The sequence below is a fragment of the Oceanobacillus caeni genome, from assembly GCF_042678465.1.
Lineage (GTDB): Bacteria > Bacillota > Bacilli > Bacillales > Amphibacillaceae > Oceanobacillus > Oceanobacillus caeni.
Map to the genome: position 1 here is coordinate 412,420 of NZ_JBHTKV010000001.1, position 14,436 is coordinate 426,855.

General features: G+C 36.0%; 12 protein-coding genes. 1 reads left to right on the forward strand and 11 read right to left on the reverse strand.

Annotation, left to right across the window (positions count from 1 at the left end; all coding sequences use genetic code 11):
• Nucleotides 1-32: 32 nt before the first annotated feature.
• Nucleotides 33-869 carry a TetR/AcrR family transcriptional regulator gene (locus tag ACFQ18_RS01975; protein WP_060667762.1) on the forward strand — a complete coding sequence of 279 codons (837 nt, stop codon included), beginning with the start codon at nucleotides 33-35 and terminating at the stop codon, nucleotides 867-869.
• Between the two features lie 58 nt (nucleotides 870-927).
• Here the strand turns inward: ACFQ18_RS01975 and ACFQ18_RS01980 are convergent, their stop codons facing one another.
• From ACFQ18_RS01980 to ACFQ18_RS02030, 11 genes are all read right to left on the reverse strand, one after another.
• Nucleotides 928-2,517, reverse strand: a complete 1,590-nt coding sequence (locus tag ACFQ18_RS01980) for a solute:sodium symporter family transporter (RefSeq protein ID WP_379565641.1) — start codon at nucleotides 2,515-2,517, stop codon at nucleotides 928-930.
• Nucleotides 2,518-2,637: 120 nt separating this feature from the next.
• The gene (gene iolG / locus ACFQ18_RS01985) at nucleotides 2,638-3,666 is read right to left on the reverse strand and encodes an inositol 2-dehydrogenase (RefSeq protein ID WP_060667764.1); all 1,029 of its coding nucleotides are present in this window, start codon (nucleotides 3,664-3,666) and stop codon (nucleotides 2,638-2,640) included.
• Between the two features lie 361 nt (nucleotides 3,667-4,027).
• A complete protein-coding gene (locus tag ACFQ18_RS01990; protein WP_060667765.1) occupies nucleotides 4,028-5,041 on the reverse strand; it encodes a LacI family DNA-binding transcriptional regulator in 1,014 nt (337 codons plus the stop codon).
• A 232-nt stretch (nucleotides 5,042-5,273) separates the two neighbouring features.
• Nucleotides 5,274-6,281: a Gfo/Idh/MocA family protein gene (locus tag ACFQ18_RS01995; protein ID WP_060667766.1), complete on the reverse strand. Its 1,008-nt coding sequence runs from the start codon at nucleotides 6,279-6,281 to the stop codon at nucleotides 5,274-5,276.
• Between the two features lie 25 nt (nucleotides 6,282-6,306).
• Complete coding sequence (locus ACFQ18_RS02000; RefSeq protein ID WP_060667767.1) at nucleotides 6,307-7,182, reverse strand: carbohydrate ABC transporter permease; 876 nt, start codon at nucleotides 7,180-7,182, stop codon at nucleotides 6,307-6,309.
• A gap of 15 nt (nucleotides 7,183-7,197) precedes the next feature.
• Entirely contained in the window at nucleotides 7,198-8,172 is a 975-nt protein-coding gene (locus tag ACFQ18_RS02005; protein WP_060667768.1) for a carbohydrate ABC transporter permease, read from the reverse strand.
• 71 nt (nucleotides 8,173-8,243) lie between these two features.
• A complete protein-coding gene (locus tag ACFQ18_RS02010; RefSeq protein WP_060667769.1) occupies nucleotides 8,244-9,563 on the reverse strand; it encodes an ABC transporter substrate-binding protein in 1,320 nt (439 codons plus the stop codon).
• A 239-nt stretch (nucleotides 9,564-9,802) separates the two neighbouring features.
• Nucleotides 9,803-10,747 (reverse strand): sugar phosphate isomerase/epimerase family protein, encoded by a 945-nt coding sequence (locus ACFQ18_RS02015; protein WP_060667770.1) that lies wholly within the window; start codon nucleotides 10,745-10,747, stop codon nucleotides 9,803-9,805.
• Between the two features lie 233 nt (nucleotides 10,748-10,980).
• Nucleotides 10,981-11,781 carry a sugar phosphate isomerase/epimerase family protein gene (locus ACFQ18_RS02020; protein WP_225344059.1) on the reverse strand — a complete coding sequence of 267 codons (801 nt, stop codon included), beginning with the start codon at nucleotides 11,779-11,781 and terminating at the stop codon, nucleotides 10,981-10,983.
• Between the two features lie 93 nt (nucleotides 11,782-11,874).
• Nucleotides 11,875-12,921 (reverse strand): Gfo/Idh/MocA family protein, encoded by a 1,047-nt coding sequence (locus tag ACFQ18_RS02025; RefSeq protein ID WP_060667772.1) that lies wholly within the window; start codon nucleotides 12,919-12,921, stop codon nucleotides 11,875-11,877.
• A gap of 56 nt (nucleotides 12,922-12,977) precedes the next feature.
• Entirely contained in the window at nucleotides 12,978-14,405 is a 1,428-nt protein-coding gene (locus ACFQ18_RS02030; RefSeq protein WP_225344055.1) for an aldehyde dehydrogenase family protein, read from the reverse strand.
• Between the last annotated feature and the right edge of the window lie 31 nt (nucleotides 14,406-14,436).

Genomic DNA, 14,436 nt, shown 5'->3' on the forward strand with positions numbered 1-14,436 from the left:
ATCTGTCAATCATAAAAGCAGGAGAAGATTATATGAGTAAAAAACAGTTAATTATGGATAAAGCATTAGAACTCTTTGCTAAACAAGGTTTCGAAGCTACTTCTGTTCAGCAGATAACAGATTACTGCGATATTTCAAAAGGTGCCTTTTACCTATCATTCAAGTCAAAAGATGAACTGATTATTGCGTTAATCGATCACTTTATGGAAGCAATTACATCTGATATTGACTATATAGTCAAGACAACAAAAAACGAAGAGCTTTTGTATTCATTTTACTACATGAACTTTCAATTTCTTCATAAACATTCAGATTTTGCTAAAGTTTTCATTAAAGAGCAAACTCATTCTTTAAATGAAGATCTACTTGTAAAGATGCGTTATTACAACGCATTAATTGATAACACCATTTTATTGATGATTGAACGATTATTCGGGGAGAAGGTTACCGATACAAAATATGATCTTATGTATTGTATTAAAAGTTTTATGGGGATGTATTCCGAGTTGTTTTTCTTTAATAGCACCACATTAGATTTGGATTTAGATTTACTAGCACATTCACTCGTAGAAAAAACAAATTTACTAGCAAAACATATAAGTATCCCATTTGTCACAAAAGAGCTTTTCCAAGTTTCTAGTCAAACGTTAAATTTAGAAATGAAACGGGAACAACTACTTGACTTACTGGAGCAAAAAATAAATGAAATGGATGAACCGATCATAAAGGAGTCGTTAATACTTATAAAGCAGCAGCTACTTCATCAAAATTTAAGTCCAGCTATTGTAAGTGGATTACTTGAAAACATACAAAAGCATCCACATTGTAAGTGGATTTCTTACTTATTGCGCAATTATTTTCACATGTAAGCAAGCTTAAAAAGGAAATTAGCCAACCACGCTAATTTCCTTTTCTCATTCTATTATTCTATTGAGCCAAAACCAATGGCGAGAAGATAATATAAGTGACAATCATCGTAACAATAACCAATGCACTCACTGTATAACGGTGTTTCCATTGTTCCATGCCAACCTTGTTATGTGTTTTGAATTCAAACGGTTTATCTAACGGTTTAATTCTGCCAACTAACCAAAGAACGAACACATCAAGGATGAACATATAACTAAAGATGTATAGATAATGAACATCTATGAAAGCAGTAGATAATAAATATCCTACAATATGGAATACGAATGTAACTTTCGCACCAAGTGGTGTAACATATTTCGAATAGAAACCTAAAACAATGATTGCAAGTAATGGCATACTATAAAGTCCATTGAATTGTTGGATTACGTTATACAATCCACTCGGAGCAAACGCGATGAATGGAGCAATGATAATAGAAACAATACCAACTAGAATTGTTGTTAACTTACCAGCACTAGCAACCTTTTGATCAGATGCTCCTTTATTAAACATAGGTTTATAGAAGTCTAAAGTAAATAAAGTAGCTGTTGCGTTCAATGCACCCACAAACGAACTTAAAATTGCACCAAAGATAACTGCACCGAAGATACCATATGACCATTCAGGTAAGATAGCTTCTATTAAAGCAGGGTAAGCGTTGTCAGGATTTGCTAATGAATCACCAAACATAACAAAAGCAATAATTCCAGGGAATACTAAGAAAAACGCTCCAAAGATTTTAAAGAATGCTACATATAAAGCACCTTTTTGACCTTCTTTTAAGTTTTTACCTGCAAGGGTTTTTTGTACAATCATTTGGTTTGTACACCAGAAGTATAGATTATTAAAGAACATACCTAAAAATAGAGTAGGCCATGGAACAACCGGTGAATCAACTGCACCAATTGCATTTAATTTTTCAGGCGCTGTATCTTTCACCAAATTTAATCCAGACATAAAGCTTCCATCACCTAAAACAATTAATGCAATAACCGGAATCGATAGACCCCCAACAATTAATGCAACACCATAAATCGTATCACTATGTGCCGCTAGAGAAAGTCCACCGACTAGTAAATAAAATAGACCAATAATACCAGTAATAGTAGAGATAATAGCCACGGCTATTAGCGGGTCTACACCTAATAACTTATCCACTGCAAATATTTTATTAAATACAAGTGATCCAGAATAAAGCACAACTGGTAAAAAAGATGTCATGTAAGTGAAGATGAATAGGAAAGAAAGAATCCTTTTCGTAGTCGTATCGTAACGAATCTCCACAAAATCAGTTACAGTATCCACACCATATTTCATATATTTAGGAAGAAAGACAAGCGCCAAGAATACAAGCGCAAAGGCAGCGGTTACTTCCCATGCCATTACTTCCATTCCGGCCATGTAGCTTTGACCATTTTGTCCAACTAGTTGCTCTGTTGATAAATTTGTCATGATTACAGTTCCAGCAATGGTAAACGCTGTCAAACTCCGTCCACCAAGGAAAAAACCATCTGAACTATCCATGTTTACTGCTCTACTTCGTTTATATGCATAAAACCAAATCCCACCAACGATTAATACAAATGTGGCAAATACTATTCCCATAATTTATCCATCCTTCTTTTTCTGCATGATCTATTGAAGAATTATTTTCCCCAAATTGCGAAAGGCGTGACCCAACGCACTCGGGAATTTTATAATATCAAACGTTTTCAAAAATGAGACTAATTAATCACGAGTAACATCAATAAGTTCTTTCGTATCAATAGATTGTTGTAGTGCATATGCAACTCTTGTTCCTTCTAAACCGTCACGTGCACTAACTCCCGGTTGACGTTTTTCTCTAATACAAGATGCAAACTCTTTCATTTCATTTAAAAATGCATCTCTGAAACGTTCAGGGAAATGTTGTGATGTAGGTCTAACGACACCGTTTTCATTAAAGACCGTAACTAAATTCTTGTCTGGTTGAGCCCCGATCCGTAACATTCCTTTCGTTCCTATTAATTCTGTTTCTACATGATAGCCATGAATTGCGTTACGTCCAGCCACAAGTAGAGCCATCGTTTTATCTTCTAATTGCATCATTGCAGCGCCGGTCTCCAATTCACCAACTTCGTCTAATTCTGGGTATGCAGCATTTTTACCAAGTGCCCAAACACGGTTTACTTCTTTACCTGAGAACCAACGAACTATGTCAATATCATGAATAGACATGTCGGCGAAAAGTCCACCGCTGTTACTTGCCCCAGCAAATTTCACAAAGCTTTCCAAACCTGAACAAGGATCAATACCATAACAACGAATAACCGTTAGTTCACCTAAATCCCCGCGTTCTACCATTTCTTTTGCATATTGGTACGACTCATCATAACGTCTCATAAATCCAAGTTGGAAAACCAGTTCGGGACGGGATTCAATAATTTCAACTGTCTTTTTAATTTCTTTTATTTCTAATCCAATTGGTTTTTCACAGAAAACATGCAACCCTTTTTCCATCGCTAGATTAATTTGTTCTGTATGAAATCCTGATGGTGATACAATTACGACTGCATCTAAGTTTGGACTATTAACCATCTCTTCATAGGAAATATATGTTTCTGTTACACCAAGTTGTTCTCTAGCATAGTCTAATTCTGATTCTACAACACTACATGCAGCAGTTAATGTCATTCCCGGTATATTGGAAGCAACATTATTCGCATGTGTTTTACCAAGTCTACCTAAACCTACAATACCTACTTTTATATCCACCATTTATGCATCCTCCATTCAGAAGCGTACCAATACTTAATAATAAATTAACCGCTAAGTATTAGTTACACCACCAAACTATCATGTTATGATTATATATTAATTGTGGATGCGTTTTCAGTCAAGTGTTTTTTTGTAGATCTTTGTCAAATTCTATAATTTTGTTGGTAAGTCTTGTATTCTACCATAAAGAAAACTATCCACTATTCATTAATAACAATAACAAACGTAGTGATTTATATTGTGAATATCACTACGTTTCTTTCTAATTGTGAATAAGTGGTTAATAACTTAAAAATAAACTCGATAGAAAAGATTTAAACATACCAATTATTCACATGTTTTTATTATTAGTTAATACTTTTCAATTTTTTAGGTGTTTTGGAGGCTGTGCTGTTGATTCCCTTACAATTAATTCAGGTACAAATAAAGTTCTTTCCGTAGCCAAATGAGGCATCTTGATTTGTCTAATTAAAACATCCACAATTTTGTCTGCCATGTCTTTAATTGGTTGAGCAACAGTTGTTAATTCCGGAACTGTTGTTGTAGAAAGAATCATATTATCAAACCCAATGACGGATATATCTTTTGGCACTTCCAGCCCTAAACTTCTTGCTGCTTTCAACGCTCCTACCGCTAATATATCATTCGCCGCAAATACCGCAGTTGGTCGATCCTCTTTTTGTAACAACCCAAGCATCGCTTTCTCCCCATTTTGTATCGATGCTGTCGTTCTTATTACATTTTCTTCGCTTACTGGCATTCCATGCATTCCTAATAAGTCACGATATGCGTGTAACCTAAGCGTACTGCTGTGAACCTTTTCAGCAATTACTGCAATATTTTGATGCCCCAGCGAAATAAGATGATTAATAGCTAAAAAGCCACCACGGTAATCATCGACAGAAACAACATTAAAACTTTCGGTTAAATTATCTTGAGCAAGTAATGTAACGGGAATATTGTTTTGGTGAAACTCTTCTACTAAGTGAATGTTTTGGAACCCAGATGCAATAATAAATCCATCCGCCTGTTTGCTTTGCAGTAACTCTATATACCGTTTTTCCTTTTCCTCATTATAATCCGTACTACAAATAAATAAAGTTAACCCCATTTCGTGTGCTTTATCCTCTATGAATCTCGAAATCTCTGAAAAAAATGGGTTCGAAATATCTGGAATAATTAATGCCAAGGAATCTGTTTGTTTTTTGGTTAAAGCTGAAGCAACTACGTTAGGTTTATAGTTTAGACGCTGGATCACTTTGTTTACTTTTTTTCTAGTCGGATCGCTTATACTACCTGTTTTATTGATGACTTTGGATACTGTTGCTATGGAAACTTTTGCTTCTTTCGCAACATCATATATTGTCGGTTTCATCCTTACCCCCTCCATACTAAAAAGAAACAGATAATACATATGTAACATCTAAGAATCTATTGGATTCTCTATGAAACAGAAATAAAGAGGACTTCCATCAGTGGGGGTTTTCCTTCATCCCCCACTGGTGGTTAGTCGATAAAACTATTAAAAAACTTATGTAGATAAGAAAGTTAGGACTCTCTTATCTGCATAAAATGGTTAAGCGCTTTCCAAGGACCTCAAAAAAATATTAATCTACTCTACTTACTTCTACTTCTGTACCAGATTTTATAGAGGCAAAACAAGCTTCCAGGGTATTCATATTATGAATCGTACTCTTACTATCATAACGAGGTTCTGCTTGATTTAACATACAATCCGAAATATGCTCCATTGCTAATTTATATTCATCGCCTTCGATGATTTCTTTCCTCACTTCCCCATCATTACTAATAACTTGGATAATTCCTTCTCCATTAAATAAATCTGGGCGATATGCTCTTGGGACTTGAATAATCCCCTTGGTACCAACTACCTCATAACTCATATGTTGAGCCATATCCATACTACAATCAAAAACACCTTTAACCCCATTGTCAAATTCCATAATCCCAGTGGTAGAAATATCAACAGGGTTTCCCTTATGAATTGCTTTTGCGTATACATGAGTAGGCTCTTGTTTTAAAATGTCACGAATCGTGTGAATACAATAAACTCCTACATCGTAAAGGCTCCCACCACCTGTTTCCGTCGTTAATCGGAAATTACCATTCTTATTATCTAAGAAAAAGGAACAATGGGAGCGGACTAGTTTCACATCCCCAATTTCTCCAGTAGTAATAATATCTCTTACTCTCTGATTTTGTGGATGATATTGATACATAAACGTTTCCATGAAAAGTACATTATTTTTCTCGCAAACCTCTATCATTTCTTTTGTATCCTCTACCGTTAGTGCGGCAGGTTTTTCACAAAGAACGTGTTTACCGGCTTCAGCTGCCTTCTTTACCCATTCTGCATGTAAATGGTTTGGAAGCGGAATGTAAACGGCATCAATTGATGGATCATTTAATAATTCTTCAAAACTATGATAAGCTTTTGGGATATTAAATTTCTTAGCTTGTAAACTAGCACTCCCACTCGCACTATGACTTGCAATTGCTATTAACTCTGCATTTTTAGCACGTAATATAGCCGGAATTGTTAATTTTCTTGCGATATCAGCTGTACTCAAAATTCCCCAATTCACTATTGACATAAAAGCACTTCCTTCCTATAAATATTTATCCTTTTACTGCACCCATCGTCATTCCTCGTACAAGGTGTTTTTGGGCAATAAATGAGAATATCAATACTGGAATTATAGATATAGTTGCAGCGGCTGTCAAGGCGCCCCAGTTCGTTTCGTACTGCGTAATAAATGTTGAAATACCTGCTGGGAGTGTCATCATGTTTGTTGAATTTAGCAAGAACATCGCAAACATAAATTCGTTCCAAGTTAAGATTAGGGTAAAAATAGACGTCGCTACAAACCCTGGTAAAACCAATGGTAACACTATAATGTGGAATGATTTCATTCGAGATGCACCATCAATCATCGCAGATTCTTCAAGTTCTTCCGGAATTTCTTCAAAAAATGCCTTTAACATCCATACTACAAATGGCAAGTTAAATCCGGTATACACAATTAGCATCGCCCAATGTGTATTGATTAACCCTAATTGTTGCATGATTAGATACATAGGAATAACAACAACTATCGGTGGCAACATACGAGCAGTTAAGATGAGAAAAGAAATCTTTTCACTACGATTATTTTTCATTTTGAAACGTGCCAAACTATAAGCCGCGTAGGCACCGATTACTAAACAGAGAATCATAGATACGAAAGAAACAATCATACTATTGATAAAAAACTGTGGGAACGCACTACCACTTGCAAAAATTCCATTAACAGGATCAAAATAATGTTCCCAAGTTAATTCTTTAGGGAAGAACGTTTGCGCTTTAGCAAATAGCTCCCCTTCCGTTTTTAAACTAGTAATGACCATCCAATACAACGGAAATAATACAAATAGAATGGAACCTACTAGGAATACATAACGGAATATGGTAGACCCTAATTCTCCTCGAGCAACCGTATTTTTGAATTTAGACATATCCTTATCCCTCCTCTAGCCTTTAGCCTGAGATGTATTCATCATTCTTATTAGTAAAGTAGAAATAACAATGGTAATAATCAATACAATAAATAGACCAGCAGAAGCAAATCCAAAATCTGTAAACTTCATTGCGGAACGATACATTAAATAACTGATTGTTTCTGTTGAGGTTCCTGGACCACCCTGTGTTAAAACGAACACCTGGTCAAACGTACGAAGTGCATCCATCGTACGGATCACTAGAGCTACAATAATAATTGGCTTTAACATCGGAATAGTGATAAAACGAATGATTTGGAATTTAGTTGCTCCATCAATTGCTGCCGCTTCAAATGGATCACGTGGTAAAGCCTGTAATCCGGCAAGAATAATTAAGAAACACATTGGCATCCATTGCCAAATATCGACAAAAACTAAGGAAGCAAACGCTAAAGAAGCTTCTCCAAGGAAATTAATCTTCGGTAATCCAATACTTTGCAATAAGTAGTTAATGATTCCCATATCCGTATTTAACATAAGTCGGAAAACAACCGCTACGACTAACGGGGACAACATCATTGGTATAATTAGCAACCAACGTAAATACTGCATAGCCTTTCCATCTTTAGATACCATGTTAGCAAGGGTGAAACCTAAAGTAATTTCAATCGATACTGATAACATAGTGAACAATAGAGTAACGTAAATCGCATTCCAAAAATCGCCATTTGTTAGTACATTAGAGTAGTTATCGATACCTGTAAAACCTATTGAATTCCCAAAAGTATCATATCCAGAAAAAGAAACAACTAATGAATATATGATTGGAAAAATAGTTACAATTGCGAGTAGCGTTAGTGTCGGTAATAATAACAAATATGGTAAATTTTTTTCGGAATTGATTTTAGCCGGCTTTTGATTGTTTTTAGGGCTTTTTACATTTTTCGAGCCTTTTCCCTCATATCTTTCCATATCGAATTGTTGTGCCAAATTATCCTGATTACCCATTCTATTCAACCTCCCCTTTGAACCAAATAATATGGAGGGCAGCATCACAGTACGTAATGCTGCTAAAATGATTATTTATAATAACCATTATCTTCCATTAGTTTTTCAATCTCAGCTGCAGCTTTATCAAGAGCTTCTTTCGCCGTTAAATCATCTGTCATTGCTTGGTTAAGTGCTGTACCATAAATAGACTCGATTTGAGAGTATAATGGTGTACGTGGACGGAAATTAGCATTGTTTAATCCTTCAGCTATTGCATCTAAATAAGGATATTCTTCTAGTAATTCCGGATCCGTTAACACACTAGTTCGTGTTGGAACTCCACCATTTAATACCGCTTCTTTTTGAATTTCTTTAGAGTTTGCCCACTCGATAAACTGAAGAGCAGCCTCTTTCTTCTCAGAAACCTCAGGAATGGCCATAATCCAATTGCCAATCATTGGCGCATGATCATTACCTTCTGCTTTTGGAACTAAAGTGTATCCAATTTTCCCTTTAACAGATGAACCTTCTTTTTCCATTTCAGGAGCCCAAGATGGCCATACGATTGATAGTAAACCTTCACCTTGTACCATTACACGGCCAATTTCATCGGCATTATAGTTCGCAACCCCATCTGGAGCAGTATCTCTCATGCTTAAGTAAAACTCTAAAGCTTCAATTGCTTCAGGACTATTCACTGTTACATTCCAATCTTCATCGAAGAAGTCAGCTCCATGCGACCATAAGAAAGCATTAAAGTTTGTTGCAATACCATTCCCGCGTGCACCACGGTGTATGAATCCATACTCAATATCTTTACCCGCATGTTCCTTAATAGCATTTTCCACATCAGCCCAAGTTTCTGGTTCTTCCATAAGATCTTTACGATAGAATAACATTTGCACGTTTCCAACAGATGGAACACCATAGAAGCGTGGTTCTTCATTCGGATCAGACCCAGGAAGACGTGGGCCCTCTGGTGCCGGCCACATACTTACTTTACGAGATGTTTCAGCGAAATCATCTTCCACTTCAAATCCAAGTTCGTCTAGTGGAGTTAAGAATCCACCACCAGCAAACATTGGCATCCAAGGATCATCCGCAAATACTACATCGTACGCCCCACCATTAGAACGTAAATCGTTATAAATGCGCTCGTAAAGTGTGTCATAGTTAAATTCATTTAAGTTTACTTTAATACCAGTTTCTTCTTCAAATTGAGGGACTAGTTGTTTAATTGCAGCAGTTTCTGTACCTGCAACCATTGCTACAGATATTTCATCCGCACTACCCGATCCACTGTCAGATCCACCAGACGAATTACTACTACCACTATCACTGCTACTATTACTACTACATCCAGCAATTATTAGTAACGCTAAAACTAGTAAAGCAAATATCTTTTTCATCTAATCATTCACCCCTTCGTGTTATCTTGAATAAGCGCTTACATAAATTCCTAATCAAGTAATTCTAAATAAAAAGACACTAATAAGTATAGCCCTCCTCCTCTATGTATATTAGTAATTGTTATACTACAGTTAAGCGCTTTCTCTTATATTACCATATAAACCGGTTTTTGCAATATATTTTTTGAAAATTTAACAAAATTAAATAAGAGGGAATAGATTGAATACTCGAGTCGCAATTAATTAAAATTCCTTCCAATAGTATCCTTTAAAATATTGGTAGAATGGTGTAATGCCGCCATTGTATCTATTGTATGATCCTCTAATTCAAGACTGATGGAACCCTTGTAACCGCTCATTCGAATAGCTGAGAAGAACTCTTTCCACCATAATGATGGATTACCATATCCAATCGCCACAAAGTTCCAAGATCGTTCTGTAAACCGATCTACTGTTTTGGTGTCTAATAATCCATCTTTTTCATAAATTCCTTTTTCAAATCGAACATCTTTCGCATGAACATGATGAATCGCATCACCTAATGATCTGGCAGCTATGATTGGATCTGCTCCCATCCAAAACATATGACTTGGATCTAGATTCATCCCTATCATATTTCCTGCTTGATTTCTTAACTTCATTAACGTTTCTGTATTGTAAATTAACTGAGAACCATGATTTTCTATGGCAACCTTCTCGATTCCATGCTCTTTAGCTAACGTAACTGTTTTCTCCCAATAAGGAAAAGCTACTTCATTCCATTGCCAATCTAGTATTTCTTTGTTTTCTGGTGGCCAACTAGTCGTGATCCAATTCGGTGTGGTATCATTTGGATTTCCTCCTGGTAAACCAGACATCATGACAATTGTTTTAACATTTAAAAGTTCAGCTAGTTGAAATGTCTTTTCTATTACTCTTCGATGTTCTTCTCCTTGTTTATTAGGTGCCAATTGATTACCCGAACAGTTTAATGCATCAATCTTCATACCATATTTTTCAATAGTATGGAGATAACTTTCCCGCTTTTCTTTACTATTTAAAAGTCCGTCTAAGTCCAAGTGTGGGGCACTAGACCAGTTTCCACATCCAATTTCTATCGTTTCGTATCCCAAATCAGATACCGTCTTTAACATTTCTTCAAATTTCAAATGAGCTAAACTATCCGTAACAATTCCTAGTTTCATCTTTTTCACCTTATTTCTATATATTTTTTATTACTTAGTTTGTGGGGCTTGCTGAAACCTTCCTGCGGTTGATTCCCGATATTTTTGTGTGAATACTGATATAATGTGCATGTTCTTCCGATAAAACTACCCAACTACTAAAAAACCTCTTATTAATAGAATAAAACTGTTCTATAAAAGAGGTTTCTTTAGCTGTTTTAATTTATTTTGGTAACGTAAAATAATTTATAGTATTAAACCATTGCATTCTTCAATATCTCTACATCTTTTTCAAGTAATTCTAATGGCTTGTCGCTTTCATTTGATAGTGGTTTTTGGTCATAGTAATTCTCAATCAGAACCCATCCTTGGTACCCTTTTTCTTTTAATTCTTCCATTGTTTCGAAAAAGCTGGAATCCCCTTCACCTAACAGAGCTCCGCTTATATGTCCCTTACCATCTTTCACATGCACTTCACAAATATAGTCATAAAGCTCCCTAACCATTTCCGCTGCATTATAGTTTCTATTTAAATAGTAATTTTGCGTATCAAAGTATAGTTTAAGGTTATCTTTATTTACTACCTCAAAAAGTTTCTGGTTTTCTTCAATAGATAGTAAATTTTCTGTGGCAATGATAATATCTTTTCCTTCAGCCAGTTCACAAGCGTTTATTAAACATTCTACAGTACGATCGAAGTCTTCCACGGTTTTAATTTCACCATCCAAAAAACTTCCAAGCATGACAATCGGAATGTCCATGCTTTCAGCTGCTTGGATTGCTTTTTCAATACCTTCCATTACCATATCTTTTTCAGGCGTTCCGTTTTTTCTTGTCATTCCATAACGATCAAATAGCCTTACAGATATAGCAGTGAATGTAATGTCATATTCCTTTGCAAATTGTCTATAAACTTCTTGTACATGAGGGTAAGAAAGCTGGAAACCTCTTTCAGGCTCCCCAATATCTAGTTGCATTCCTTTAAAACCGTAGTCTGCCGCTACTTTTACTCCGTATGGCCCATCCATTGGAACGGACCAAGCGCAAATCCCCATCTTCAATGGACTATTTCCTCCTCGTACTAAGAATTTATTCTTCTTACTCCACTATAATGCGGTTGAAATTGCGAAACACAGATTCTTTAGGCACTAGCTCATAAGATTTTGTATCGGCGAATTTTTTGATTTATAAAATTCAGGTCTAGCTTTTAATTCAATTAACTCTTTTTGACCGGTTTTTTGCGCTCTTACTCCTGCATCACTTGTTACAGCTGCGATATAACCATCCCATGATGTAGGTCCTTCTGGGTAACCTTTTTTCCTAATGGAATCAATAAAATGTTGGATTTCTAAATCATAAGCAACAATAAAACGGTCTTTCCAATCTTGTAAAATAGGTTGACTAATTGCAGCATTTTTTCGTACTACTGGTGTTGGAACTTCTGGTAATTTAATCGTTCCTATTTCACCAATTACTTCACATTGAATATCGTACCCAAATTGACAATTCGTAAATACTTCAACTGTTATCACAATGCCACGTTGAGTTTCAATAATGAAAAGTTGAGGATCTTGTAGATGATCTAATGCTTTTGTTGTACGTTTAGGAAAAATGGCTTGAATGGATTTATAATCATCATTGATTAACCAATGGAGTACATCAATCTCATGAATCAATGTATCCACTACAGCCATATCAGTTGTGTAATTTTCACTTGTTGATTGATTGCGATGTACTGCGTGAATCATTAGCGGCTCACCAATTTCGTTATTCACAATGGCATTCTTCATTTGTTTATACCCTTGATCATAACGCCGCATGAATCCCACCTGTACTAATGGTTTTCCAAACTTCATTTCAGCTTCGACAATTTCTAACGATTTCTCAGCGGTCGTGGCTAATGGCTTTTCACAAAATACATATTTTCCTGCTTCAATTGCCGCTAACACACTTTCTGCATGGGCTGGTCCCCAACTTGCAATGATTACTGCGTCAACATTCTCATCAGCAATCAAACTTTTATCATCAGGATATACTTTTGCTTGAATACCATATTCTTCTACGGCTGACTTTGCGGAATTTTGATTAATATCTGTCACCGCAACAATTTCTCCACCTGATAATCTATTGGTAATCCGATCTATATGTGTTTTACCGATTGCACCGGTTCCAATGACACCAAATCGTAACGTCATAGTATTCCCCCATTTTTTTAAACTTTTTCTAACTATATAACTTACTTTTTATCAATCTACTCTTCTAAATTCACTACCACTGTTACTGTATCAACAAGCTCTTGGATGGCGTAAGCGGGACCTTCTTTACCATTTCCACTTTCTTTCACGCCACCATACGGCATTTGGTCAGCACGGAAGCTAGAAGTGTCATTGACGATAACTCCACCAACTTCTAGTAAATGAGGAATCTTGTATGATAGACTCAAGTCAGAAGTATAGATCCCAGCTTGTAATCCATATTTAGAATCATTTACTAGTTCAATAGCTTCTTCAATTGTATCGTAGGAAGTAATCGAAACAATTGGAGCAAATGCTTCTTCATCTACTACTTTCATACCTTTTTTCACATTGGTTAATACAGTCGGGTAATACACACTACCTTCGCGTTTTCCACCAGTTAAAATGCTTGCTCCGCCTTTTACAGCTTCTTCTACCCACTCTTCAATACGGATAGCTTCTTTTTCACTGATCATTGGTCCTACATTGGTATCTGATTCCACTGGGTTACCAACTTTAAGTTTATTCACTTCTTCTACTAATGTTTGGATAAACGCTTCTTTAACCGAATCTTGAACAAAAATACGTTGTACTGAAATACAAACTTGGCCGGCATTTGCAGTTGCCATTTTAGCAGCCTTTTGTGCCGCTTTTTGAACGTCAGCATCACCATGAACAATAGTTGCGGAGTTAGAACCTAATTCTAATGTTGCTTTTCTTAAACCAATGGTGTGGTTAATATGTTTTCCAACTGCTGGGGATCCTGTAAACGTGTAATGGGCAATTCGCTCATCATTTAAAAGTTGTTCTCCAACCGTACGTCCACTTCCAACCACACATTGTACGTAACCTTTAGGTACACCTGCCTCTTCTAACAACTCACATAATTTCACAGTAGTAGTCGCAGTGTCGGATGCAGGCTTAATAATGATTGGGTTTCCAGCTGCTAAAGCAGGGCCAACTTTATGGACAACTAAATTTAACGGGAAGTTAAAAGGTGTAATTGCCGCTACCACACCAACCGGTTTCTTAATCGTGTATAGGAAACGACCCGGCGTGCTATGATTAGGAATCATTTCACCTACTAGTTTCTTAGATTCGATTGCCGCAAGTTCTAAAGTAGAAACAGAACGACCAACTTCCACCCTTGCATCTGTAATCGGTTTCCCACCTTCTATTGCAATCATTTCTGCAATTTCATCTTCATGTTCTTTTAATAACTTAGCAGTATGCATCAACACTTTGTAACGTTGTTCTACTGGAAAATCAACTTCTTTATGAGCACGAACTGCGGATTCGATTGCGAAATCAACAGTTTTCTCATCTGCTAAAGCAATTTCAGAAAATAATTCTCCAGTATATTTGTTATACACTTTATGCGTATCTTCAGTTTCGATCCAATTTCCGTTAATCAATAACTTTTCTTTCACAATATTTTTTTGCAAAACCATCCACTCCTTCATTGATTAATATTAT

What these genes read in the sequence shown, in the direction of transcription:
- ACFQ18_RS01975 (WP_060667762.1), top strand. Translation starts at nt 33, where the DNA reads ATGAGTAAAAAACAGTTAATTATGGATAAAGCATTAGAACTCTTTGCT.
- iolG (WP_060667764.1), bottom strand. Translation starts at nt 3,666, where the DNA reads ATGGTGGATATAAAAGTAGGTATTGTAGGTTTAGGTAGACTTGGTAAA.
- ACFQ18_RS01990 (WP_060667765.1), bottom strand. Translation starts at nt 5,041, where the DNA reads ATGAAACCGACAATATATGATGTTGCGAAAGAAGCAAAAGTTTCCATA.
- ACFQ18_RS01995 (WP_060667766.1), bottom strand. Translation starts at nt 6,281, where the DNA reads ATGTCAATAGTGAATTGGGGAATTTTGAGTACAGCTGATATCGCAAGA.
- ACFQ18_RS02000 (WP_060667767.1), bottom strand. Translation starts at nt 7,182, where the DNA reads ATGTCTAAATTCAAAAATACGGTTGCTCGAGGAGAATTAGGGTCTACC.
- ACFQ18_RS02005 (WP_060667768.1), bottom strand. Translation starts at nt 8,172, where the DNA reads ATGGGTAATCAGGATAATTTGGCACAACAATTCGATATGGAAAGATAT.
- ACFQ18_RS02010 (WP_060667769.1), bottom strand. Translation starts at nt 9,563, where the DNA reads ATGAAAAAGATATTTGCTTTACTAGTTTTAGCGTTACTAATAATTGCT.
- ACFQ18_RS02015 (WP_060667770.1), bottom strand. Translation starts at nt 10,747, where the DNA reads ATGAAACTAGGAATTGTTACGGATAGTTTAGCTCATTTGAAATTTGAA.
- ACFQ18_RS02020 (WP_225344059.1), bottom strand. Translation starts at nt 11,781, where the DNA reads ATGGGGATTTGCGCTTGGTCCGTTCCAATGGATGGGCCATACGGAGTA.
- ACFQ18_RS02025 (WP_060667772.1), bottom strand. Translation starts at nt 12,921, where the DNA reads ATGACGTTACGATTTGGTGTCATTGGAACCGGTGCAATCGGTAAAACA.